Origin of the sequence: Flavobacterium chungbukense (assembly GCF_020805785.1) — a bacterium.
Lineage (GTDB): Bacteria > Bacteroidota > Bacteroidia > Flavobacteriales > Flavobacteriaceae > Flavobacterium > Flavobacterium chungbukense.
This window is the reverse complement of record NZ_JAJGZV010000001.1, coordinates 1110814-1134988: the sequence shown is the minus strand read 5'-3', so window position 1 is coordinate 1134988 and position 24175 is coordinate 1110814. Positions and strand designations below refer to the sequence as shown.

Below are 24175 nucleotides of genomic sequence, written 5' to 3'. Positions count from 1 at the left end.
GTTTAATTTTCTTTGTGCCTCTGCGACTTTGCGAGATTAATTTTTTATTTACTGAAATTCAAAATTGTCCAACATTAATCCCTTCAAATCATCACCTTCCAACGTAATTTTATACGTTCCTGCATTAATATATCCTCCAGAAGTCGTATTTAAAACCTTCCATTTTTCTGGCGATGGGAAAAACTCAATCGTGTCATTTCGCATTAAAATTCCGTAAGCATCTTCCATTTTGAATTTCACTTTCATCGGGGTTTCATTTCGATTCATAAAACGGAAACGCATTAAATAAATTCCAGCAACACCAGGTTTTACTTCAAATTCGATACTGTTATTGGTCTTTTTAGTGAATTCAATATAATCCGCTTTTTTGAAATTTCCTTTTTCGATTCCTGTTCCTGTTGTTTTTGTCTTTTCTGCTTCGATAATTACAACTGGTCTCGAATCGTCTTTTTCGCCCATATCGTAAGTTGGAACGACAACAATAGAAGATATTGTTTCTGAATTATCAAAAAGAATTTTCTCGTCTTTCTTTACTTTTTTAGTGAAAACATCAAATGAAATTCCGTTGCTGTTTTTTGCTTTTTCTTCTATTTTTTTATAATCTGAAAGCCCTTTTAAAGTCTTTATTTTAGCATCAACTAAAATATAAACAGTCGATTCTTCTTTAGCTGTAAACGAACCTTTATTTTTAGAATGAGATGAAAACTGTAAATAATCTGCTCCAAAAACTTCCGAAGGTAATTCGGTAAAGACAATATCAGAATCTGAATATTGTTTTGAATTAATATCTAGCCATGAAGCTACTTTGTTGGTTTTATCATAAGAATCTAAAACCAGATTTTGAATGTTTTTTGAAGATTCGGATGCTGGTCTTGCGTGAATGTCTTTTGTCGCAATGGCAATGGCAGAAATAATCGCCTGAGAAGCCTTTACATTTGGAAACGAAATCACAATTTTTCCGTTCTTACTTTTTACTTTGAAAGTTTTCTTCAGCGCGTTATCGTGTCCTGATTCTGCCCAAATGTCGAAATCTTTTAAAACAACATTTTCATTGATGGCAACATCGAACAAACGCCAACCTTTGCAGTCTAAGCCTCCGCCAGTTCCGTACCAAGGTTCTGTGAAATATAATTCAATTAAATATTCGCCGTCTGATGCAGGAAATTCGTAACATAATTTGTCAACTCCGTATCTAAAACTTTGAAATAACTCTGGATCTTTTGTTCCGCTAATTGGATCAAAAGTTGTTCTTTGACTGGCGAAAAAATCAGGAAGCTTTTCAAAATTATCAGTCCACGATAATGAACCCCAAGTATTTTGTCCGTTTTTGTGAGTGTCGGTAAACCAAGTATTTCCGGCAGAATCTGTCAATTCAGAACCTCCGCAATTTACTCTGTAAATATAATTGTAACCGTTTTTAGCTTTTGTAATATCAGATTTATCAGTTATTAAAGCATCTAAATTTGGTGCTTTTGGCAGATTATTTAAAACAATATAATCTTTCGCAACGGCTTTTCCGTTTACATATCCAACCGCGAATAAAACATTATATTGAATATTTACATTATTAAACTGAAAATGCTGTCCGATTCCTGGATTTTTTAGTTTTCCTAAAGAAGATTTATTCACATCGTTGAACAATTCTACTTCATCACAATTGGAATAAATATCTATTCCGTTCTTGATTCCCGGTTTTTCCCAACGGCTTGGCCAAGTATGCGAAACGATATACACCATCGGATTGGTTTTGTTCAAAACATAATTTGCACGATACATATAAAATGCATCTAGAGGTTCTCCCCAAATCGTAAAAAGTCCTTTGTAATTTACTGGACCAACTTTATCAATATCTCTAAAACCTTCTCCGTTTTGGACACGTCCCGGATTTTCGTGCGAAGCAAAAAGCCAGTTGAATTGTCCCGCAATTTTATCTTTTACTGATTCAGCTTCACGAACTTTAATTTCCATTAATTGAGAAAAACGGTTTTCGCTTAAAATTCCTTTTTGGTCAAATTCACCTTCGGTATGTAAATCGGCTGAACGCCAAGCGCCATATTCTCCGTTTAATAACTGAGTGGTCATTTCCAAATGGTATTTCAACGGATCTCCACCATAGGTTCCAGACCAGTTTTGAACGACATTCCAATCTGTTCCTTCTCCTCCGTTACAAGTCGTTACAATTCTTTGTGAAGCTGATAACGGATCCATTTCACGGATAATCTGCGTACATTCTTCTGCAAATTCCTTCGGAATGGTACTTTCATTCTGCAATCCCCACATCACAACCGATGCACTGTTTCTGCGTTCTTTAATCCATTCTCGCAATAAGGTTTTAAAATTTTCCTTAAACTCAGGCGTATCGTACCAAATATGAGCTGAAAACTGACTCCAAAACAAGATTCCGTTTTCGTCTAATTCTTTTTGATATAATAAATTGTGTGGCTGATGCGCTTCTCTAAAAGCATTGAATCCGCCTGCTTTAATCTGTTCGATTCTGGAATGAATAATTTCGTCTGAAAACGAATGACTTTTTCCAATTAAATGTTCGTACTCGCATATTCCATTTATAAAAACAGGTTCGTCATTAATGAAAAAACGATTGTCTTTTCCGTCACGGCTAATAGGCCAGCTTACCCAGCGAATTCCGTAAGGCGTTGTTAACTGATCGATTATTTTTCCGTTGTCGTAAATTGAAGTTACCAGTTTATACAGATACGGATTGGATGGCGACCATAATTTCGGATTCTGAATCTCAGGAAGTGTCTGTGCTATTTCTTTTGTATCTCCTGAAATGTTTTTGATATCACTTTTCGCGATAACAACTTTCTTTCCCGAAGCATCAAAAAGAATATTTTCTATAGTTAGATTTTTGTCTGAAGTACCGTAATTCTTGATTTCTGTAGTCGTATGAAGAATCGCTTTTTGTTTAGAAACCGATTTATCATTCCAAATATGAACACCGAAAGGCTCGATTCTAACATCGTTTGTAATAACCAAAGAAACTGGTCTAAAAATACCCATCGGCTGCGAACCTTCTGAAAATCCCCATTCACCAGAACAACCGCCGCAAACCCAAGGTAAATCGGCAATAAACGATGGATGTGCTGCTTTTACTAAAATTAGATTCTCCTTATTTAAAGAAACAGCCTTAGTAATATCAAGCGTAAAAGTGGTTCGTCCACCTTTGTGTTCGCCCACTTTTTTTCCGTTTACCCAAACTGTTGCGTAAGAACTTACTCCTTCAAAATAAAGAAAAAGTCTTTTGCCAACAGTGCTTTTATCAAGTTTTAATGCTTTTTTGTACCACGCAGTACCGTGTAAATTTCCATGTTTTGTTCTTCTAAAACCATAATACTGATCCCAATTGTGAGGCACACTAACCTGCTGCCAATTGGAATCAGTTTTTGGAAGGTCTACAAACCTGTCTTCCTGCACCGGAAGATTGTCCAACATTATGGTTTCCCAAGACGAATTCAGTGAAATTTCTTTACGAAACTTCCCCGAATCTTTGCTTTGACTCCAAACAAAGCAAAGACTTGAAAAAAAACAAAAAATAAAAAAAACTATTCTATTCATATTTTTAAAACCATATAAGTGATTATAAGGTTGTTTTAAGTTATTCTACGAATCTTACCTCGCTTTTTTGTCATTTCGACGGAGGAGAAATCACACTAGAAACTCCTCATAGTTATTCCCAATCTTTGTCGAATCCCGCGTGAGATTTCTCGTTCCTCGAAATGACAAACTGTACGGAGCTTCATTCGCGTGAGGGATGGCAGTGGAGCTCTTTTTTGAGGCGATTTTTCTTCGCCTCAAAAAAAGCGGGAACGTACAGCCCGACCCGGAGGGACACGCCCAAATTATTTTTTTTATTCTAAACTTTATTATACCTACAAGGTTTCGAAAACCTTGCAGGAACGCAGACTAATAAAACAACCAATCAATAGCTGCTTTTTCTCCTGCGTCAATATATCCAACATCACGTGGTGTTACGGTTTGATCTGCGTCGATGAAACCTAAAATCAATACTTTTCCTTTTCCTAAATCTAATTTATTCTCGCCCGGTTGAAAAGTATAGGTATGAATGTTTACACGTGGCAACTCTTTTAAGTTCATCGCACTTGCCAAAATCACTTCGGCTTGACCATGTGCATTTCCTGCTGCGTCTGTTTCTAAACTTGGCGGCAACAAAAATCTCTTTTGATCTGAATTGAAATAACCAACTACTAATTTAACTGCTTTTGTGTTTCTAAACTTCAAATGGGTTCCCTTTTCGTTTTGATCGTTTTCTACGAAAGTAAAACCTTTTAGATTTTGAAGTTCTGGAGCAATTTTAGTTAATTCTGAAATATCCGTTCCGTAAACTTTTGTTCCCGATTTTACTAAATACGTTCCCGGTTTTTCGTCGATAAAAGTTACTTCTGCTGTTTTCCAAGGTTTTCCTTCTTTGGTTTCAATTTTACCGTCCTTAGAAGATTTTAGCTTATCCAAATTTCTTTTGAAATTAGCCAATTCACGCTCGTAATGAGGCAATAATTCTGCCCAAGTTTTATTATTTCCATCGTCTCCTCCAATCGGAATTCTACGTTGAGCGGTCTGCATACTGTTGGCATAATAGTATGTGTCTTTTGTCAAATTCACCAATAACTCGTAATGCTCGATGCTTTTCTCTAAATGAGGCATTGCTTTGTCTAAATCGGTAATATCGTTGGAATAACTGTATCTTAAAACCAATAAAGCTGCTTTTACTTTTTCTGAGAAGAAATCGGCGAAAGCTTTGTACGCATGCATATCATTTTTAAGACGTGCAAATTCTTCTTTGTCTTTGGTTACACTCGCCTCAGCTTTATCAATTGCTTCAACTGCCAATCTTCCGTGTTCCGTGATTTCGGCAATAATCTGAGTTGGAAGTTCGCCAGAATGCGGTTCTTTATTCCATTCTTTTTTAGCATATTCTAAAAGCAATTCGCCCGCTGGTCCGCAAGATTCATGGAATCCTGGATAAACTCGCCATTTCGACGGATTCACCAATTGGCTTTCGAACATTCCCAACAATAACGTTTGACGGTTTCCTTCTGTAATTCCGAAACGTCTTAATGTTTTTGGAGCGATTTCTCCTGTTTCTTCGTAAGCTTTTAAAATATCATTAGCCGCTTCCTGAGTTGTTCCGAATTTCGTTGCTAAATCTTTATCCCAATATTTAACCTCTTCATTACGATCTCTTTTGCTGTCCCAAGCATATCTTGCCCAAGCTTTGTACCAAATCCAGTCACGATCCATTTCTAATAAACGCTCTCCTGTTTTGGTTTTATCTGCCGAATATGGCCAATCCCAATACGACGCCTGCGGATATAAATGCAATGCATTTGCTCCGTGAACGCTGTGCATCGCTTTTACTGTTTTCTGAATAAAATCTGGAGAACCGTATCTGAAAGGTTCCAAGTTGGCCAAAATGTGAACATTCTCAATATGAATTGATTTTAAAGCGCTCAACTGCTTGTGTGTTTCTCCCCAAGGTCCACCTGGCGTATAAGTTGTTAAAGATTCTCCTGTGTATTTACTTTCTGTATAGAGGTTTTTATATAACGGAAGCGATTTTTCCATTACCAAAGGTCCGTCTGTATCATGAGAACGTAAAATAATTGGCGGTTCTTCTGTTTTTCCTAATGCTTGCAAACCATCGCGAACTCCCGGAATAATCGTTTTGGTAAACCATTCCACATCGTCGTCAACGGTATTGATGGCTTCTCCCAAACAAACCATTAATCCAACATTTGGATATTTTTCGATAAAAGCGGCAATAGATTTTCTGGTGTAATCTGAAAGTAATGGCGTAATCGGTCTTGAACGATCTTGTGTTTTAATATTGAAATGTTCTGCAAAAGGCTTAGAAACAATAATATTATAAAACATCTGGATGACCCAGATTCCACGTTTGTTAGCTTCAACTGTTAAGAATTTATAGATTTCTTCATTTTTTTTAAAATCCTCATCGCTCACTTCAACCGCAAACGGATATTCTTTTAATTTTACTAAAGAAGCAAATGGATGTCCGTTCCATAAATAAAGCGAGTTCATGCGGTTTTCTACCAGCATGTCCAAATACTTTACCCATAATTTTTTATCGTAAAACCAAGGAAAAGTTTCTGGCGTATACGGATATTCGTAAACGTCACGACCCGGAAGATAAACTGGTTTCTGCATTCCGATACAAGCGCCTCTTAAAACCATTTCTGGACTATCGTCAATATTCAACTCTGAAGGCAGCTGACCCGAATTTTTAATACGATCTGCCAATTCTAATGCACCGTATAAAGCACCTGAAGCATCTGTTCCAACAATATAAATAATATTTTTTTGAGTACGGATTTGAAAACCTTCTTTCTTCGTTAATTTGCTATCATCAATTTTAGCGCTTTTAGCATTTTGTTTCCAAAAATCGGTTCCTTTTTCTCCAATTACAATTATTTTATCTTTTGAATTTTTGAATTTATCGGCAGCAGTTACTTTGAAACCTTTTGAGGAAAGTGTTTCTGATAATTTGGCTGCTCCAAATTTTGCTCTCGGCGAACTTAGATCACTAACAACAGTGATGTTCTGCGCTGTAGCGAAAGAGACATAAAGACATAAAAAAAGTAATTGTAAATATTTCATTGTAATTTTATTTTATCTTTGGGAATGCTAAAAAATAATCTGCTAAATCTGCTTAAATCTGTATAAATCTGCGTGCAATTTTTCACGCAGATTAGGCAGATTTAAGCAGATTTCATTTTGATTCTTTTGCCACAGATTAAAAGATTTCCACAGATTAAAAAAAATCATTATAATCCATTTAATCTGTGGCTATAAATTAATTCTGGAAAATTCGTTTTAAATAAGCCACGTTTGCGCCGTAATTGGCTTTTACATTATGCACTTGCGTTACGTCACGAGAACGCTCTACAATAAGCCATCCACTCCATTTCATTTCATCCAGCGTTTGTTTAATCTTTGGCATATCAATCGCTTTGTCATTTTCTAACCAAAACTGATCGGTGTTTGAAGCATGAATTTGTGCTAAATATTTCTTTCCTAATATTTTCAATTCTGATGAAATATCTCTTTTATTATCTAAAGCATTCGCAAAATTGAAAGAGCTTTTAATGTATTTTGAACCGACTTCGTCTAAAAGTTTTTTCTCTTCTGTAGCACTCAAAGAAGTTTCAATCGCAATTACTCCTCCAATCTTCCCTACTTCTTTTCCTGCCCATTGCAGTCTTTTAATTACTTCTGGACGTAATTCCGGATTCTTAACCAAATCGGTTTGTGTTCCTAAAGGAAGATAAGCTACTTTTACATTCATATCTTTCATGGCTTTGATACAATCAGCAATCATAGGTGTGATTTCTCTGGTTGCAAAAGACTGCGCATAAAATCCAGACATCGCAATCGAACTGATTCCAACTCCGGTTTCTTTCGATTTATCTAAGAATTTTTGTCTTTCAACTGGATCGCCTAGTTTGCTGTCGAAAGTGGGTCTATTTCCTAAACCTCCCATATCCAGTTCGATTCCGTCCGCTTTTAATTCAGCAGCTAAACCAAAAGCGCCTAATTTTTGTCTTTTTAAAATCATCCAGTCGCAAACTGCCACTTTGTATTTTTGCCTTTTGGAAGACTGAGCCGTTGCACAACTGTTGAATGTTGTCGAAATAACAACAAGCATTGCAATTAATAAATTTCTTTTAGATTTCATGCTTATATTTTTTTTGCCACAGATTATAAAGATTAAATAGATTAAAAAAAAATCTGCTCGATCTGCTATCCCGATAGCTATCGGGAACGTGAAAAAAATTTACTCTCGCAGATTTTGGAGATTTTGGAGATTAACTACAATAAAAAATCATTTTAATCCTTTTAATCTGTGGCTATATTTTTATGCCACGAATTGCCCGAATTTTCACGAATTATTATTTTAAAAAATTTGTGGAAATTAGTGAAATTCGTGGCGAACTTTATTTTACTCTTCTTCAGCTTTTACCGCTGTTACTACTTTTCCTTCTTCACCTGGCCATATTCCGTTTTTGATTGGAAGTGCAACCAGTTTACTCGGATCAACTTTTACGTATTTCAGTTTTTCTCTTCTCCAAGTATAAACGATATGCACCATTCCATCAGAACTCTGAATCATTGAAGGATAAGAATATTGGCTGATTTTTGAATCTTCTAAAACCAAAGCCGCGTTCCAGTGAATTCCGTCTTTAGAAACCGAAACATTCAAAGGTGTTCTTGGTCCTTTTGCTTCTTTTCCTGGAGGAAGAACGTGATTATAAACTAACAAATGTCTTCCGTCTTTTAAAGTTACAGCATCAGTTCCTGAGTTGTTATTTGGTAGTCCGATTAATTCTAAATCCGACCACGTTTTTCCGTTATCTTTTGAGAATGTGCTGAAAATAGCTCTATTTCTAGTTCTTCCAATGGCTTGAATGCTTCCGTCTTTATGAAATAAAATACTCGGCTGAATCGCATTGATTTTTTGTTTTCCTCTTGGAAGCGTATCGCCCATTACCCAAGTTTTCCCGAAATCTGGAGTAGATTCCATACGAAGTCTCCAACCGTCGCCTTCGATACTTGACGGACATAATAATGTTCCGTTGCTTAATAAAACTGGTTTATTTTTGATTGGCCCTAAGAAACCATCAGGCATTTTTTTTGCTTCAGACCATGTTTTTCCGCCATCAGATGAAGTTCTGATTACACCCCACCATTCAGATGGTTTTGGTCCGATTTTGTAGAATAACATTAAATCGCCTCCTGGAATTTGATATAAAACCGGATTCCAAGTTGGCAATCTCGGTCCTTCTTTCATGACACCGTCGGCAACTTTTATTCCTTCGTTCCAAGTATCGCTTCCTTTAGGTTTAATGGCTACGTAAATGCAAACATCAGGATGTCTTTCGTGTGTTCCTCCAAACCATGAGGCAACTAAATCACCATTTGTAGCTTCGACAATCGTAACGGCATGGCAAGACGGATAAGGTGCTTTATCGTAAATAAATTGATCTACTAAAATTCCTTCTTTCCAAGTCTTTTTCTCTAAAGCCGATTTACAACTTCCTAAAAGGAAAAGTCCAAACAAGACAAATGCTAATTTTGTTATCTTCATTCTTAATTAAATTATGAATTATTTTTTCTGACTATAAATACATACCTAACATTTTTTTAGGTAAAAATATTTAATAAGTGTAAAAATAACACGAAAAAATTAACAATGTATCCTGTACTGTCCCGAATTAGCAAAAATGCAGATTATTTAACGTTTATTGTAAAATTTCCTGACGAAAGTGTCACAACTATTTGATTTTTCTCTGTTGAATGAGCATAAGAAGTCTTATCCAACTTTTGTTTATTAATCGAGATTGCTGAATCAGCACTTGCAGGAAGATATACTACAGCTGTTGTGTTTGCAGGCACAGTAATATTCCAAACCAATCCTTTTTTATCTTTTTTCCAATCACTTTTAATCGTTCCGTAAATTGATTCGAAAGAAGCATTTACATAGGTCAATCCAGCGTTGAAATCGGGTTTCATAAGAATTTGTTTGAAGCCCGGAGTTTCAGGATTGCTCTTGATTCCTGCCATATTTTCGTAATACCAAATCAATAAATCGCCTAAAAGCATGACGTGGTTTTGCGAGTTCATTGCGGGATCAGCAGTATTCCCGTTCCAAAGTTCCCAAATGGTTGTTGCGCCGTTTTCTACCATATAACCCCAACTTGGATAGGTTTTGTTTGAGGCCAATTTGAAAGCCAAATCGCCACGACCAAAGTTAGTTAAGGTTCGCATTAAAAACTGAGTTCCGATAACTCCCGTGCTTACATGACCGTTTTTAGTCACATCCACTTCATGAACCAGATTTTCGAAAACTTTTTGTTGCAATTCTTCTGAAACCATTCCGAAAGTTAATGGCAGTAAATTGGCTGTTACGGTATTATTGGCGTAATTGTTTTTGGCTGCATTAAAATATTTAGCGTTGAATGCTTTTTTGATTCTTGAAGCTAATTCGTCGTAATGTTTAATATCATTTTGTGCATTGGCGATTACTGCAAATTTCTTCATGATGTTTAACAGCTGATAATAAAACGCACTCGAAATCAATTCACCATCAGTTAATCGAGAAGGATCTTTCGAACGAATTAATTCTAACGATTCTGGCGGAACACACCAGTCACCGTATTTATCTTTGGTCATAATATCATCAACCAAATAGTTTTCTTCCATATAATCCATCCATTTTTTCATCGACGGATATTGTTTTTCCACTACTTTTTTGTCTCCAAATTGCTGATATAACATATCCGCAACTGTAATATAAGTTCCCGGCCAAGTTACATTATCACCATAATAACGCCAGAAAGCTGGTGCTACATCTGGAATTCCACCATCGATAGTTTGTGAGTTCTTAATATCATCTAACCACTTGGCATATAACGTCTGATTATCAAATAAAAAACTTTCGCCGTAAGCTCCCGTTGTTCTATCTCCCAACCAAGGCTGACGCTCATTCCTCTGCGGGCAATCGATTGGCATTCCTTTATAATTTCCGCTGATTCCCCACCACGCATTCTTAAAAATCTGATTCATTATTGGGTTAGAAGAATCAAAAGTTCCCGTTGTGGCAATGTCATCGTAAACCACTTTTCCAACAAAATTTTCTAAAGTGGGTTTTGTTTTAAAACCTGAAATCTCCACAAATCGAAATCCGTGAAAAATAAAACGAGGTTCCCAAACTTCTTCGCCTTCACCTTTTAACGTATAAATATCAGTTGTTTTAGCATCACGTAAATTGGCAATATATAATGAACCATCTGATTGTAAAGATTCTGCAAATTTCATCGTGATTTTATCGCCCGCATTTCCTTTTACTTTCAATTGTAACCAACCTACCATATTTTGCCCCATATCTAAGATAAAAGTTCCTTTTGGAGTCTGTTTGATTGAAATAGGTTTTACTTCGCGTTTTATCTTCATATTCGCCGACATCTGTCCTTCATAGAATCCGCCCGGTTCTTGCACATATTCAGCTGAAAGCCATTTTTTATCATTAAAATTGATGATATTCCAGCCTTTCATTTCTTTACGGGCATCATATTCTTCACCATCGTATTCGTTGTTCGATAAAATCGGTCCGTCGGTCGTAATTTTCCAAGTATCGTCAGTTCTAATAACATCTTTACTTCCATCCGTATATTCTACAAACAACTGCAAAGCCATTTTCGGGTAACCAAAAGTTTTGATTTTATAGGGTTTATAGTCTTGACGCATCGTAAAAAAACGTCCGTTTCCTAGAATCGTTCCCAATGTGTTTTTGCCTTCCTTCAATTGTGAAGTCACATCAAAAACATTGTATTTTAAATTCTTCGTATAATCTGTAGGAACGGGAGCTAAAACCTGATCGCCAATTTTATTTCCGTTAATGTATAGCTCGTACAAGCCCATTCCCATGATATAAACTTTGGCACTTTTTACTTTCTTTTTCAGATCAATTTCTTTTCTTAAATATCTCGCTGATAATCTGGAATATTGTGAAATACTGTCTCCTGGAGAAGTTTTTTCATAACCAATCCAACGCGTCGATTTCCAATCAGCATAAGTCAAAATTCCAATACTGAAGTGCGCTGTTTCTTTTGATTGAACTTCGCCTTTATTCGTAAAAACCGTTACTTTCCAGTAAACATCTTGTCGGTCTTTTAGCTTTTTTCCGTTGTAAATTACATTTACAGATTCGTCGCTTTGCACTTTTCCGCTATCCCATAAATCTGCGTTTCCGGCATTTAGTTTTTCTAAAGATGAAGAAGCTAAAATTTGATAATGAGTTTGTTTTACATCATTTACGCTTGCTTTAATTTTCCAGCTCAATCTTGGCTGTAAAACGTCAATTCCTTCAGGATTAGTCAGCATTTCACATTTTAAATCACTTACAATGATTTTATTTTGGGCTTTCGCCGAAAGAGTGAAAAGTGAAATGATTATTGTAAGATGTAAAAAAAACTTTTTCATGATTTTATTTTATTGCCTTTGCGATAATTTTTGTTTCACGCAGATTTGGCAGATTTAGGCAGATGTTCACAGATTTTTATTATCATTTTACAGATTAGATTATACATCAAAAAATCTATTCTAATCTGCTAAAATCTGTTTAAAATCTGCTTGAAAAATTCTGCGTAACAATTTTTAATTTTATTCAGAAACTAACTTCTCCAATCTTTCAGAAACCGCAATTTCCTTCCCGTTTCTAAAGATTCTAAAACCTTTACCTTTTTTATATTTTTCTCCCGTTTTATCCCAAAGAATCGTAATGATATTTCCGTGATATAAAACATTGTCTAAACAAAACCAATCCCATTTTTCTTGTGGAATCAACGGATTTACTTCAATCTTTTCATCTGCTCTCGGACGTAAACCAACCAAACCTGTAATCACTAAATCATTGAAAGTCGAATGATTGTAATAACGGCTTCTTTCTCTGTCGCCCATTAACCAATAACCCGTTGTTTCGTCCAAATATTCGCCAAGATAAGGTTTCCCTCTGTAATATTGCGATTGAACATATAATTCCATTTGCTTGAAATAATCAGGTTTGGCTACAAAATTCTGATTGTAATTATTCAAAACATTCGCCAAAGCGGTTAACGTCTGCGAACTTGCAAATGGCCAAATAGCGCCGTCCCATTCGCAGGTTCCTGTTCCGTGAGTTCTAAAACGCGGACTTCTACGTTCTGCCGTTGTTAAACCAAACGGAGCCGAAAATCCTTTTCCATCTTTAATTTGTTCCCAGGCTTTCTCAAAACCTTTTCCTTTTTCAGGAAGATTAAAATACCACGGAATAAATCCGATTGCTTCTCTAACTTGCGCTAATGTATCTTTTTCTGTGAAAGTTTCAAAAAACTCGCTTTTCTTATTCCATAATTTCGTTTCTACTAATTGTTGTAAAATGTCAGCTTTTGCCTTGAATTTTACTTCAATTTCCTTATCGCCTTTCAATTCAGCCATTTTAGAAATCGCTATAGCATTCCCGTACATATAACTGTTAATCGTTGGTCTTGCATTTTGTACTTTACGCCCGCCACTTAAGGATTCTTCCATTCCATCTTTTACATCATGTTGCCAAAACAAACCATCTTTACGCTGACGGTCTTTTTCCCATACCGCATAATCTGTAACCATGTCTGGGTATAAATCCAATAAGAATTTTTGATCTTTATTTACCAAATAACGATTATATAAAGCATCGGCTGTCCAACTGCTGAATTTATACAATTTGTTCATCGGTTTTCCATCATTTCCTCTATACCAAAGTTTTACATCTTGCTCAATGTATTTCGGATCATGAACCCATCTAAATTCGTTAATATGATGTCCCAAAGCACAACTGATCATATTGTATTTATCTGCATATGAACGGTCTACCAAAAATTCTGTAATCGCAAATCCTTGTGGTGTATTTTTTATATGCTTACGAACACTCCACCAACGGAAATAATAGATTTCCTCAAAATTTTGCTGCGGACATTCAAACAACGGAATATTCTTTTCCATCCAGGTCCAAGCTGAATCATTCGGAATCGCAAACTTCAAATTTTCATCTTCCATCGTGTTGAAATAATCCACATAATGTTTGAAGTTCTTTTCTTTTAAAATAAACGATTTCCCTTTTTGGGATTCTACTGCACCAGATTTACAACCGCTGTTTATACAAGCGATTACAATTGAAAGTGTTATTATTTTATGTTTGAAATTTGTCAACATTTAAAATTCAATCTTTTTAAAGTTAAACCATATAAGTAATATAAGTTCAATTAAGCTTTACTTTATATTTTCTTATATTACTTATATGGTTTTAAAATATTTTTAATTTCCAGTAAAAGTATACGTCTGCCCCGCTTTCATATTTACATCATAAATATTATAATTTGGCAATTGTACTTTAGGCAATTTTGCTTCATTAGAAATAATTGGTTTCTTCACTTCCACATCATAAAACAACGGATTAGTATTTTTGCCTTTTGCTTTTTTTAGTGACGAACCTTTCAGCATATTCTCTACTTTCAATCGGCAGTTTCCTCCAATTTTTGAATAGATTTTCAATTCCGAAACTTTATTGTTTTTCCACGTCATATCAATTACAAATCCGCCTCGGGCAACCAAACCTTTTATGCTTCCATCTTTCCAGACACTTGGTAAAGCAGGCAGTAAATGAATCCCATCTTCCTGACTCTGCATTAACATTTCGGCAAAACCAGCTGTGCATCCAAAATTCCCATCAATTTGGAAGGGCTGATGTGCATCTAGCATATTCGGATACGTTCCGCCGCCTTTTCTTTGGTCTGCTGTTACCAAATGCAATTGATCCTGAATCAATTTATAAGCATGATTTCCGTCTAATAATCTTGCCCATAGATTCACTTTCCATCCCATCGACCAGCCTGTAGATTCGTCTGTTCTGTAAATTAAAGATTGTTTAGCGGCTTCAAATAATTCAGGCGTTTTTACTGCCGAAATCTGATTACTTGGATACAAGCCATACAAATGCGAAACGTGTCTGTGATTGTCTTTCGGATTGTCCCAATCGTCCTGCCATTCTTGTAACTGATTGTGTTTACCTACTTTCATTGGAGGCATTTTTGCCAAAGCATCACTCACCTTTTTCGCATAAGCAGCATCTGGAGCGACCAAAGCCGAAGCTTCCATAACATGTGTAAACAAATCAAAAACCAGCTGATTGTCCATTGTCGTTCCTGATGCAATCGTAGATTTTCCTGTTCCGCCTGCATGTGTGTTTTCAGGTGAACTTGACGGAACAACCACTAAATATTTTGTATTAGGATCAATAACCATAAAATCCAAAAAGAAATCGGCCGCACCTTTCATGATTGGGTAAATTTCTAACAGAAACTTTTTATCTCCTGTATATAAATATCTTTCCCATAAATCCTGACAAACCCAAGCACCACCCGTCGGCCACATTCCCGAAGCAGCTGAATCTACTGGAGCAGTTACGCGCCAAATATCAGTGTTGTGATGTAGAACCCAACCGCTGGCATTATACATCGTTTTAGCTGTTTCTGCACCAGTTACTGCCAACTCTTTTGCCATTTGCACAAAAGGTTCGTGCATTTCCTGTAAATTGGTTACTTGTGCCGGCCAATAATTCATTTCGGCATTGATGTTGGTCGTGTATTTACTGTCCCAAGGCGGAGCGACCATATCGTTCCAAATACCTTGTAAATTGGCTGGCTGTCCTCCTGGTTGTGAACTTGAAATTAAAAGATAACGTCCAAATTGGAAATATAAAGCAGCCAATTGCGGATCAAACTGTTTCGAAAAATCTCTAATTCTTTGGTTTGTTGGTTGCTGAACTAAATCATTCGAACCTAAATCTAAAGATACTCTGTTGAAGAATTTTTGATAATAATCAACGTGGGCTTCCTTAATCGTTTCAAAATCTTTTGTTTCAGCTTTCGCCAAGTAGCCTTTGCTTTTCGCAATTTCATCACCTGAAATATCCTGATAGTTTTTGAAGTTGGTAGCAATAGAAATGTATAAAGTCACTTCATCGGCTTTGTTGATGCTTAAAACCCCGTTGCTGGCATCGATTTCACCGCCTTTGTTTTTAGCAGTTAGTCTTCCCTGAAATTTTACTTTCCCTTTTACGCCTTCAAAGTTAGTTCCAACTCCCGAAAGGATAATCTGGTTTCCTTCTGTCGAAGCGACTGTTTTATCGATGGGACTGTTCATGAAAACGTTACAAGTAATCTGTCCTGGCTGACTAGCAGAAAGTTTCACCACAATAACCTGATCTGAAAATGCGGTTAGAATTTCTCTTGTAAATTCAACGCCGTTTACTTTGTATTTTACTTTTGCTGTAGCATTGCTGATGTCTAAATCACGGTAATAATTCGTATATTTTTGATGTCCTGCGAAGGAAATATAAACGCTTCCAAAAGTCTGATACGGCATTCCGTCATTGGTTTGCGACATAATATCTTGTGTAGCCAAATCCTGTGCTTCATCAAATTTTCCATCAAAAATTAACTGACGAACAATTGGAAGTGCTTTTATCGATTTTGAATGTGCATTACTGTTTGGAGAACCCGCCCAAATCGTTTCCTCGTTCAATTGCAAACGTTCTACTGCCGGATCACCAAAAACCATTGCGCCCAAACGTCCGTTGCCTAATGGCAAGGCTTCGTTCCAGATTGCTGCTGGTTTATCGTACCATAATTTCAGGTCATTTTGTGCTGTTGCAGTCAAGGAAAAAATCCCGATACAGATTGCCGTTATTTTAATTTTTAACTTCATAAATATTTTTTTTCTTGCCACGAATTACACGAATTGCACTAATTTCTTTTTTAATTTTTATTTCAATTTCTCTAATTTTTTTTTGCCACAGATTAAAGGATTTCCACTGATTAAAAATCTGCCAGATCTGCTAAATCTGCGTGAAAAAAAATACTCTTACAGATTTGCTTCGTATGTTCGCTGTCGCTCGGGGTGCAGATTAGGGAAATAAAAAATCCTTTTAATCTTTTAATCTGTGGCAGAAAAAAAAATTCGTGCCAATTCGTGAAATTAGTGGCAACTTTTTTATTTTTTTACCTCGTAAACTTTCAGATTTTTTTCTCCGAACATTTCATATAATTTGTTGATGTCTTTCAGTGCGTTTTTTGGCAGATTTTCAGCTTTGTTTCCAAAAACATATAATTTATCATAAGGTTCAATCACACAAGTCGATTCATCGATTTCGCCTTTATCATTCTTCACTTTATTCAAATCAAGATTTAAATATTTCGCCATAAACGGATACAAAGCCATACGTTTTGAAACTCCGAAATCATGCCCTTCTTTTGGAAAATGAGCATTTTCGACTAAATCTTTCTTCCCATATAATTCATAGGTTCTTTGGATAAAAGGAAATTCCAATTCTGGAACTGCTAATGTCCAGTCTTTTCCATCAGAAACAATTAGTTGTGGCTTTGGAGCCATCATTGCTGAGATTTCGGCATTGTTTGTTCCGTTTCCGCATAAGTGAATACCACGACCGCTTTCGCATGGACAACCGCCTGAAAAGTGAGACGAAACCATTACAACAGGAGCTGAAACTTTCACTCGATCATCAATTGCTGCTAAAAACATGGTATGCGAACCTCCGCCAGAACCACCTGTAACACCAACTCTCGACATATCAGCATTTTTTACGGTTGCTAAATAATCCAATAAACGAATTCCTGTAAGCAATTGAACGGTTGATGCAATACTATTTCTATGCGTTTCTTCTGGAAACTGCAATAAAGATTCTCCCCAAGCAAATAAATCATAGCCTACAACAATTGCGCCCATTTTAGCCATCATTGCACAACGATACTGTTCGTCTTTTCTATATCTTCCATCTCCGAAATGTCCATCAGGAGTAATAATAACAGCTGCTTTTTTATTTAGCGGATACGGTTTGTAAATCGATCCTGTTGCATAAACACCAGGGAGAATTTCCAAAGCAATATTTTCGACACTGTAGTCTTTGTAAATTCTTTTTGGAGTTAAAAGTGGTTTAGATTTTGGCATTGGGGGAGCCTTTTCTAATCCAAATGAGGTTATCATACAAGCTTTTAACTCCTTTTTACGTTTTTCCCATTCTTCTTTAGTTGAATAAAGGCTTTCTAAATAGAACAAACGTTCTTTTCCTTTATCTACCGAAACTTTATGGTTTTCATACTTGCGTATGATGTAGGTTCCATCGGGTTGTTTGAAATACATCAATTCAAACGGTGCCAAAATATTGGTCAGCGAAAGCGCTAAATTTCCAGGTTCAATTCTCCAATCTGCATAGTCAAGTTCTTTTCCTTTTAATAAACCTCTATCATCGTTGATTGTGACTTTAAAAGTAGTTTCGATTTTTTTTAAAGTTTCCGAAACTGGTTTTCTAAAATTAGTATCAGAAGTACTTTGCGCATTGGCAAATGTCAAAGCAAAAATGGAAACTAAGAAGATGTATTTTATTTTTTTCATTATTACATTTTTTTGATTTGCCTCCTGCTTTAGCTGGAGGAAAACAAATTGATTTCTAAAATTGGCTCTAGTCGAACTTTTTCATTTGGCTAAATACCTGTGACTTGTCTTATTTCAAACCTCCAGCTAAAGCTGTAGGCAATTAATTTTTATTTTTTAATTTATGGAAAAAGTGATTAAACATTTTTACAAATCACATTTCACATTTTACAACTGACATTCTATTGTATAAATTCCAGATCCTAATTCCAAAACAGGTTTTTGCGCTTTTTCATCAAAACCTGCTCTAACTTTTTTATTATCAATTTTTATTTCTGAATTTTTAGCAACTGGCAATTTTATTGTCGCTGTTGTATTTACCGGAATTTGAACCGTCAAAATAAATTTACCGTCTTTCTTTTCCCAAGAAGAAGCAATTTTCCCGTAAACCGATTGATAGTCCGCTTTCGCGAAAGTCATATCGCCAACTACTTCCGGCTGAATAAAGAAATGTTTGAAACCCGGTTTTTCAGGATCGGACATAATTCCGGCTAAACTTTGGTAAAACCATTCCTCAATCTGCCCTAACATAAAGTGATTCCACGAATTTCCTTTTCTCGGATCCCATTGTTCGGTTAAAGTGGTCAAGCCAAATTTAATCTGAAAACCATAACCCGGCGCATCATAATGATTGTGCATTCTGTACATGGTTTCGTTTTCGCCATTTCTTGCTAAAGTCTGGAATAAGTAACGATTTCCAACATCTCCCGTTGTTAAACGATCTCCTTTTTCTTTGATATCGGCTAATAAATTCTTCATTACTGCCTCTTTATACTGTGGTTCTACGATATCCATAAATATAGGAACGGCATTGCTAAACTGACTGCTTGTTCCGTATTGTTTGGTCTCTTCGTTGAAAAATTCCTTGTTGAAAGCGGTCTTAATCTCTGAAGCCAATGCATTGTATTTTTCAAAATCTTCCGTTTTACCCAATAATTTTGATGCTTTTGCCACTAAATAAGCTCCGTAATAATAGTGCGAAGTCGCCGAAAGCGCAATCGGACTATTTTTAGAATATCCTGCCGGATGCGTTCCGTAATCGTACCAATCGCCTAATCCGTGCGAAACGATATGGTTTGTTGCTTTCGTTCCTAAATAATCCACGTAATTCTTCATTATCGGAAAATATTTCTCTAATAATGAAGCATCTCCGTAATATTCATAATACATCCAAGGCAGAATTACACCTGTGACTCCCCATTCTGGAGAATCGGTAAAATCACCTCCAAAAATGACATATTCAGGAACAATTGTCGGAATTAAACCATTTTCTCTTTGGGAATCAGAAATATTCTGCATGGTTGCAGGAAGGAAAGTCTGCAAGTTATAATTGAACATTAAACCCGGACCATTCAACTGAATTTCTTCTAGCCATCCTAACTTTTCACGTTGCGGACAATCGGTAAAAACACTTTGAAAATTACTTTTAATTGAATTGTTTATCAGCTCGTGCGTTTTGTTAAAAATCTCATTCGAACAGGCAAAACTTCCTGCTTCTCCAGCCGAATTGTAAATGAAATTTGACTTTAAATCAACCAAAGTTGGAAGCTCTTTGTTTTTAGCTTGTTTATAATTGATGTTTTCAATCTGAACATATTGATAGCCGTAGAAACTGAATTTTGGCGTCCATTCTTCTGTTCCATCTCCTTTTAAAGTATAATCATAATAATACGGTTTTCCAGATCTTCCCTGCGCAATTGTGCCTTCTTCATTTAATCCTTCAGCAACCCAAACACGAATCGTCTGACCTTTTTTTCCTTTTACTTTGATTGTTGGAAATCCCGAAAGATTCTGTCCCATATCAAAAACATAAAAATTCGGTTTCAGTTCTTTTGCGGTTTTAACTTCGTATCTTTTCTGAATAGTGACTGGCGGAGCAGTCTGCGGTCTTAAAACTCCTTTTGGCGCTTCCTGAACGACTACTTTTTTCCAATCTCTATCTTTGAAACCTTTTCGATTCCAACCTTTTTGTTCTAAATTGGCATTGTAATCTTCTCCTCCAAAAATACTGTTATAGGTAATTGGACTTTTACTGTATTTCCAAGATCCATCTGACTTTATAATTTCTTCTGAACCATCATTATATTTGATTTTCATTTTAAAGAACAAAGTTGACGGACCAAAACTCACAAAGAATTTGGTATATCTTTCGGCAAGCGTGTTGTACATTCCGTTTCCTAACAAAACACCAATTACGTTGTCACCTTTCTGAAATTCTTTTGCACTTAATTCGTAAACATTGTAATTAACCGTTTTGTCATAATCTGTCCACAATGGCGCAAATTGACTGTTACCCACTTTTTTTCCGTTGATCGTCAATTCGTAATGTCCTAAACCTGAAATGTAAACTACAGCTTCTTTGATTTCTTTTTTTACTTCGAAAGGTTTACGAAGCATAATACTTCTGCGTGCTAAAGAATCGGAAGCATTGATAAATGAGTTCTTTTTTTCTCTGTTGAAAGTGGCTGTATGGTAGTTTCTTCCTTCCGGTAAATGGCTGTCGGCTTTGGTAATGGCACCAATCCAAGTAGGATTTAAATCGGATTCTAATGAAGCTGTTCTGAACGAAGCTGTTCTACTCCATTTTGAAACTTTCCCTGATTGATTCCAAACTTTTACTTTCCAGAAATATTTGGTTTCATTTTTTAATGGATTTCCGTTGTAAACGATATGGAGATTTTTATCTGTATTTACTCTTCCACTGTTCCATATATCGCCATCGTCATTATTTAATTTTTCTTCTGATGAAGCTACTAAAATCAAATAAGCGACCTGTGATGCATTGGATTCTTTTGAAACCAATTGCCAGCTTAATCTCGGCTGATTCTGAACCACTGCTAATGGATTTTCAGCCATTTCTGTTGTTAAACTTACAGGCAGAACTTGCGCATTAGAAACTAAAGTTCCTAGAAGACAAACGGCTAATAATATGCTTTTAAAAAACTTCACTTTTATATTTTTTTGTCGCCACGAATTCACGAATTTTCTCTAATTATTCTTTGCGTTTTTATTTCTCCAATTTTTACCGAAAGTATAATTCGATTAATTTATGAGAAAAACTACGAATCGATTATAAAAATAATTTGTGAATTGCTTTGATTTTTCGCTATCGCTCGGGTCGTGGCTATTTTTTCTTTATAATTTTTTAGTAATCAAAGATTCGATATTGAATACTGCTTCTGGAATTAATTTTCCAGTTTGAGGCAGATCATCGTAATCGTCTATATCTGGCTCGGTGTCAGGATTTGGCGTATGTCTTTGCTCTCCTGTGCGGAACATAATTCGATCAAAACCATCTGTTGGCGCATAAAATATCTTTGTTGATTCTTTTTCGTCGTTTACTTTTACGGTGTACGAACGATTTTTAGCATCCAACTTTACAACTACTTTATATGTTTTATTCGCTTCGTATTTGGCGATTGTATTAAAACGTGCTCCTGTTTTTACTTTTAATTGTCCATCACTATCAAAAACCAATCTTACTGAAGGCAAGCCTTGTTTGTTTTGAAATTCAATCTGCAGTAAACCATGATTATTCTGTTCTGGTTTTACTATAAAAACAGCTTCTAATTTTGCTGTAAATGGAATTACTCTTTCGGCACGTGAATAATCAAAATAATCCTGATCTCTTAACGTCAGCCATTTTTTACCATCGGCTTTCTTTTCGATTTTTGTTGATGCCCAAGAAAGATCGTACGTATTCCATAATTTCAATTCTTCTCCATCTGGAAGCGCATTGAAAACTTCATTTGCTTGTTCTTTAACTTCTGAAGTTACAGGAACAGGAATCGAAGCTACCCAAATATCTTCTTTATTTACACTATATCCAACCCAAATTTTTCCGTCTGGGGGAGTTCCATTCTTTTCTGTAATTCCACGAACGTATTGAGGGCCTGCTGATTTGTAGTTTCCGCCGTAGCGCATCGGACTTACTTCTCCGTGAACCAATAATAAATCTCTATAATTCATTCCATCATCGCTTGTTGAAATTGCCAAAGGCCAACGATATTCTGACGGATTATACAGTGTCGCATAACGATTGTCTGACGTTTTTTGTCCCCAGATTTTGGCGTTGCTGTTTACAAATCCAGGAGCGCGCAATGGCATATAATCCCAAGATTTTCCTCCGTCTCTACTGATTGAAGTTAAAGCATGTTTCCATAAACCCACTACATTTCCGTTTGGCAAATGGTAATAACTAAATGCTTTATATGGTTTCTGCAACGGAATCAATTCATCGTCACGATCAGCCTCTTCCACCCATTGCTGTAAAACCAATGGTTCTGATAAAATTTCTTCGCAGGCTTTTTTCAAACCTTTGTCTTTTGATGTTGTATAAAATGGGAATTTCGATTTCGATTTATCCCAAGTTTTGTTGTATCTAATGAAATAAATTTCGCCAAAACTTCCGTCTTTCTTGATTTCACGAATAACACGACCAATTCCTTTTCCGTCATTTGGATCGTCTTTTTCATCCATTGCGATTCCGTAATACGCTAAAGCAAAAAGTCTTTTGTCTTTTGAAGTATAAAATCCCATTCTTTGGTGCATAATCGCATCTAAGTTTTTTGAAACGCCTTCAACGCCTTCTTTTTTCCATCCGTCTGGAATTCGATAAATTGGAAAAATCACTTCTGGTTTTGTCCACGTTACACCGTCTTTTGAAGTCATTAATAAAGTCTGACTTGGTGGAATATGTTCGCCAGAAGGATCACTCAAATAATGCAGATAAAAAGTATTATTCCAATACGCCATCATCGGCTGGTGATTGTATGTCCATCCAAAACCATCTGCTTTTTCAGGATGTTCACGGCTTGCACGCATAATTTGTGTAGCGTGAACTCCAATCGCTGGACTTAATTGTCCGTGATGATAATCGATGTTGGAAAGTGTTTTGCCAACATAACGCACAGTATCGTTTTGTGCATTTACAGCCGTGCAAGCCAATACGATTGTGGCTGTGGTTATGATGTTGGTTTTTATTTTTTGGAAAGTAATCATTTTATATTTTTTTGTTTCACGCAGATTTAGCAGATTTTAGCTGATGTAAGCAGATTTTTTGATCTGCTTTTGATTAAAATAAAATCTGCCTCATCTGCTTTAATCATTTTAAATCTGCGTGAAATTTTTCTATCTATTTCTTTTCAATTAATCCCTTTAAAACGTCCGCAGAGATTGTTGTGATCGTTCCGTGTTTGTGTCCTTCGGGAAGACTTATTTTGGAAGATACATCTTCAAAACGAACAAAATCTCTTGTGCTTAACGCTTTATAATTTTTTGAACCGTAATTATCATAATACAACAACCAGTTTTTACCGACTTTTACTACTGTAGGGCCTTCTGATAAATATTCGGTTAAAGGCTCAGAACTTTTTTGAAACGGTCCTAAAGGCGATTTCCCGAAAGCTACTTTTATGTTTCGCATTGGTCTTGTATTGTCTTTCAAAACCAAAACATAATCTTTCTTTCCTTTTTTGACAATCACACAATCAATTACACTGAAACCTGGATCGTAATATAATTTTGTATCCGAAAAAGTTTTAAAATCTTTTGTCGTTACGTAATACATTCTGTGGTTATTTTTCTCTTCTTCCACTCCTTTTGGAAATCTAAACGGAATGGTCGATGCCCAGATAATAATGTATTCTTTTTTAACATCATCATAAAAAATTTCAGGCGCCCAAACGTTTACTACTTCAGGTTCGTTTTTCATTACTGGAATATACTGCTGTTCAGACCAATGAATCAAATCTTTTGAACTTGCGTAACCAAAACCATTTCCACCTTTCCAATCGGTTGTCCAAACCATGTGATACGTACCATCACCTCCTTTTGTTATTGACGGGTCACGCATGATTTTGCTCGCTCCGATTTCTGGCTTTAAAAATGAGCCTTCTAATCCTTTCCAATTATAACCATCTTCGCTGTACGCCAAATATAAACCTTCTGTTGCGGGTTCTCTAAACGACGTAAAAAGATACAAATCTTTCTTTTTCTGAGAATAACTAATCGCGAAAAGTGAAAGGGTTACTATAATGAATATTTTTTTCATGATATAAAATTAAACACTGATTTCACGAATTATCACGAATTA

At 35.9% G+C, this 24175-nt stretch carries 11 protein-coding genes; all 11 read right to left on the bottom strand.

What is annotated here, in order from left to right:
* Positions 1 to 48: 48 nt before the first annotated feature.
* Positions 49 to 3576: a malectin domain-containing carbohydrate-binding protein gene (locus tag LL966_RS04515; RefSeq protein WP_229350617.1), complete on the bottom strand. Its 3528-nt coding sequence runs from the start codon at positions 3574 to 3576 to the stop codon at positions 49 to 51.
* Between the two features lie 348 nt (positions 3577 to 3924).
* Positions 3925 to 6654, bottom strand: coding sequence for an alpha-d-galacturonidase (locus LL966_RS04510; protein WP_229350615.1), 2730 nt, complete (start codon positions 6652 to 6654; stop codon positions 3925 to 3927).
* A gap of 196 nt (positions 6655 to 6850) precedes the next feature.
* On the bottom strand, positions 6851 to 7732 hold the full coding sequence (locus tag LL966_RS04505; protein WP_229350613.1) for a sugar phosphate isomerase/epimerase family protein: 882 nt from the start codon (positions 7730 to 7732) through the stop codon (positions 6851 to 6853).
* Positions 7733 to 7996: 264 nt separating this feature from the next.
* Complete coding sequence (locus tag LL966_RS04500) at positions 7997 to 9142, bottom strand: sialidase family protein (protein WP_229350611.1); 1146 nt, start codon at positions 9140 to 9142, stop codon at positions 7997 to 7999.
* Positions 9143 to 9285: 143 nt separating this feature from the next.
* Positions 9286 to 12036: a glycoside hydrolase family 78 protein gene (locus LL966_RS04495; RefSeq protein ID WP_229350609.1), complete on the bottom strand. Its 2751-nt coding sequence runs from the start codon at positions 12034 to 12036 to the stop codon at positions 9286 to 9288.
* Between the two features lie 180 nt (positions 12037 to 12216).
* Positions 12217 to 13785 carry an MGH1-like glycoside hydrolase domain-containing protein gene (locus LL966_RS04490; RefSeq protein ID WP_229350607.1) on the bottom strand — a complete coding sequence of 523 codons (1569 nt, stop codon included), beginning with the start codon at positions 13783 to 13785 and terminating at the stop codon, positions 12217 to 12219.
* A 102-nt stretch (positions 13786 to 13887) separates the two neighbouring features.
* Positions 13888 to 16338, bottom strand: coding sequence for a glycoside hydrolase family 95 protein (locus LL966_RS04485; RefSeq protein WP_229350605.1), 2451 nt, complete (start codon positions 16336 to 16338; stop codon positions 13888 to 13890).
* A 285-nt stretch (positions 16339 to 16623) separates the two neighbouring features.
* Positions 16624 to 18042: an alpha/beta hydrolase gene (locus LL966_RS04480; protein ID WP_229350603.1), complete on the bottom strand. Its 1419-nt coding sequence runs from the start codon at positions 18040 to 18042 to the stop codon at positions 16624 to 16626.
* 207 nt (positions 18043 to 18249) lie between these two features.
* Complete coding sequence (locus LL966_RS04475; protein WP_229350601.1) at positions 18250 to 21030, bottom strand: glycoside hydrolase family 78 protein; 2781 nt, start codon at positions 21028 to 21030, stop codon at positions 18250 to 18252.
* A 186-nt stretch (positions 21031 to 21216) separates the two neighbouring features.
* Positions 21217 to 23082 (bottom strand): exo-alpha-sialidase, encoded by a 1866-nt coding sequence (locus tag LL966_RS22920; protein WP_229350599.1) that lies wholly within the window; start codon positions 23080 to 23082, stop codon positions 21217 to 21219.
* Between the two features lie 133 nt (positions 23083 to 23215).
* On the bottom strand, positions 23216 to 24133 hold the full coding sequence (locus LL966_RS04465) for a glycoside hydrolase family 43 protein (protein ID WP_229350597.1): 918 nt from the start codon (positions 24131 to 24133) through the stop codon (positions 23216 to 23218).
* Between the last annotated feature and the right edge of the window lie 42 nt (positions 24134 to 24175).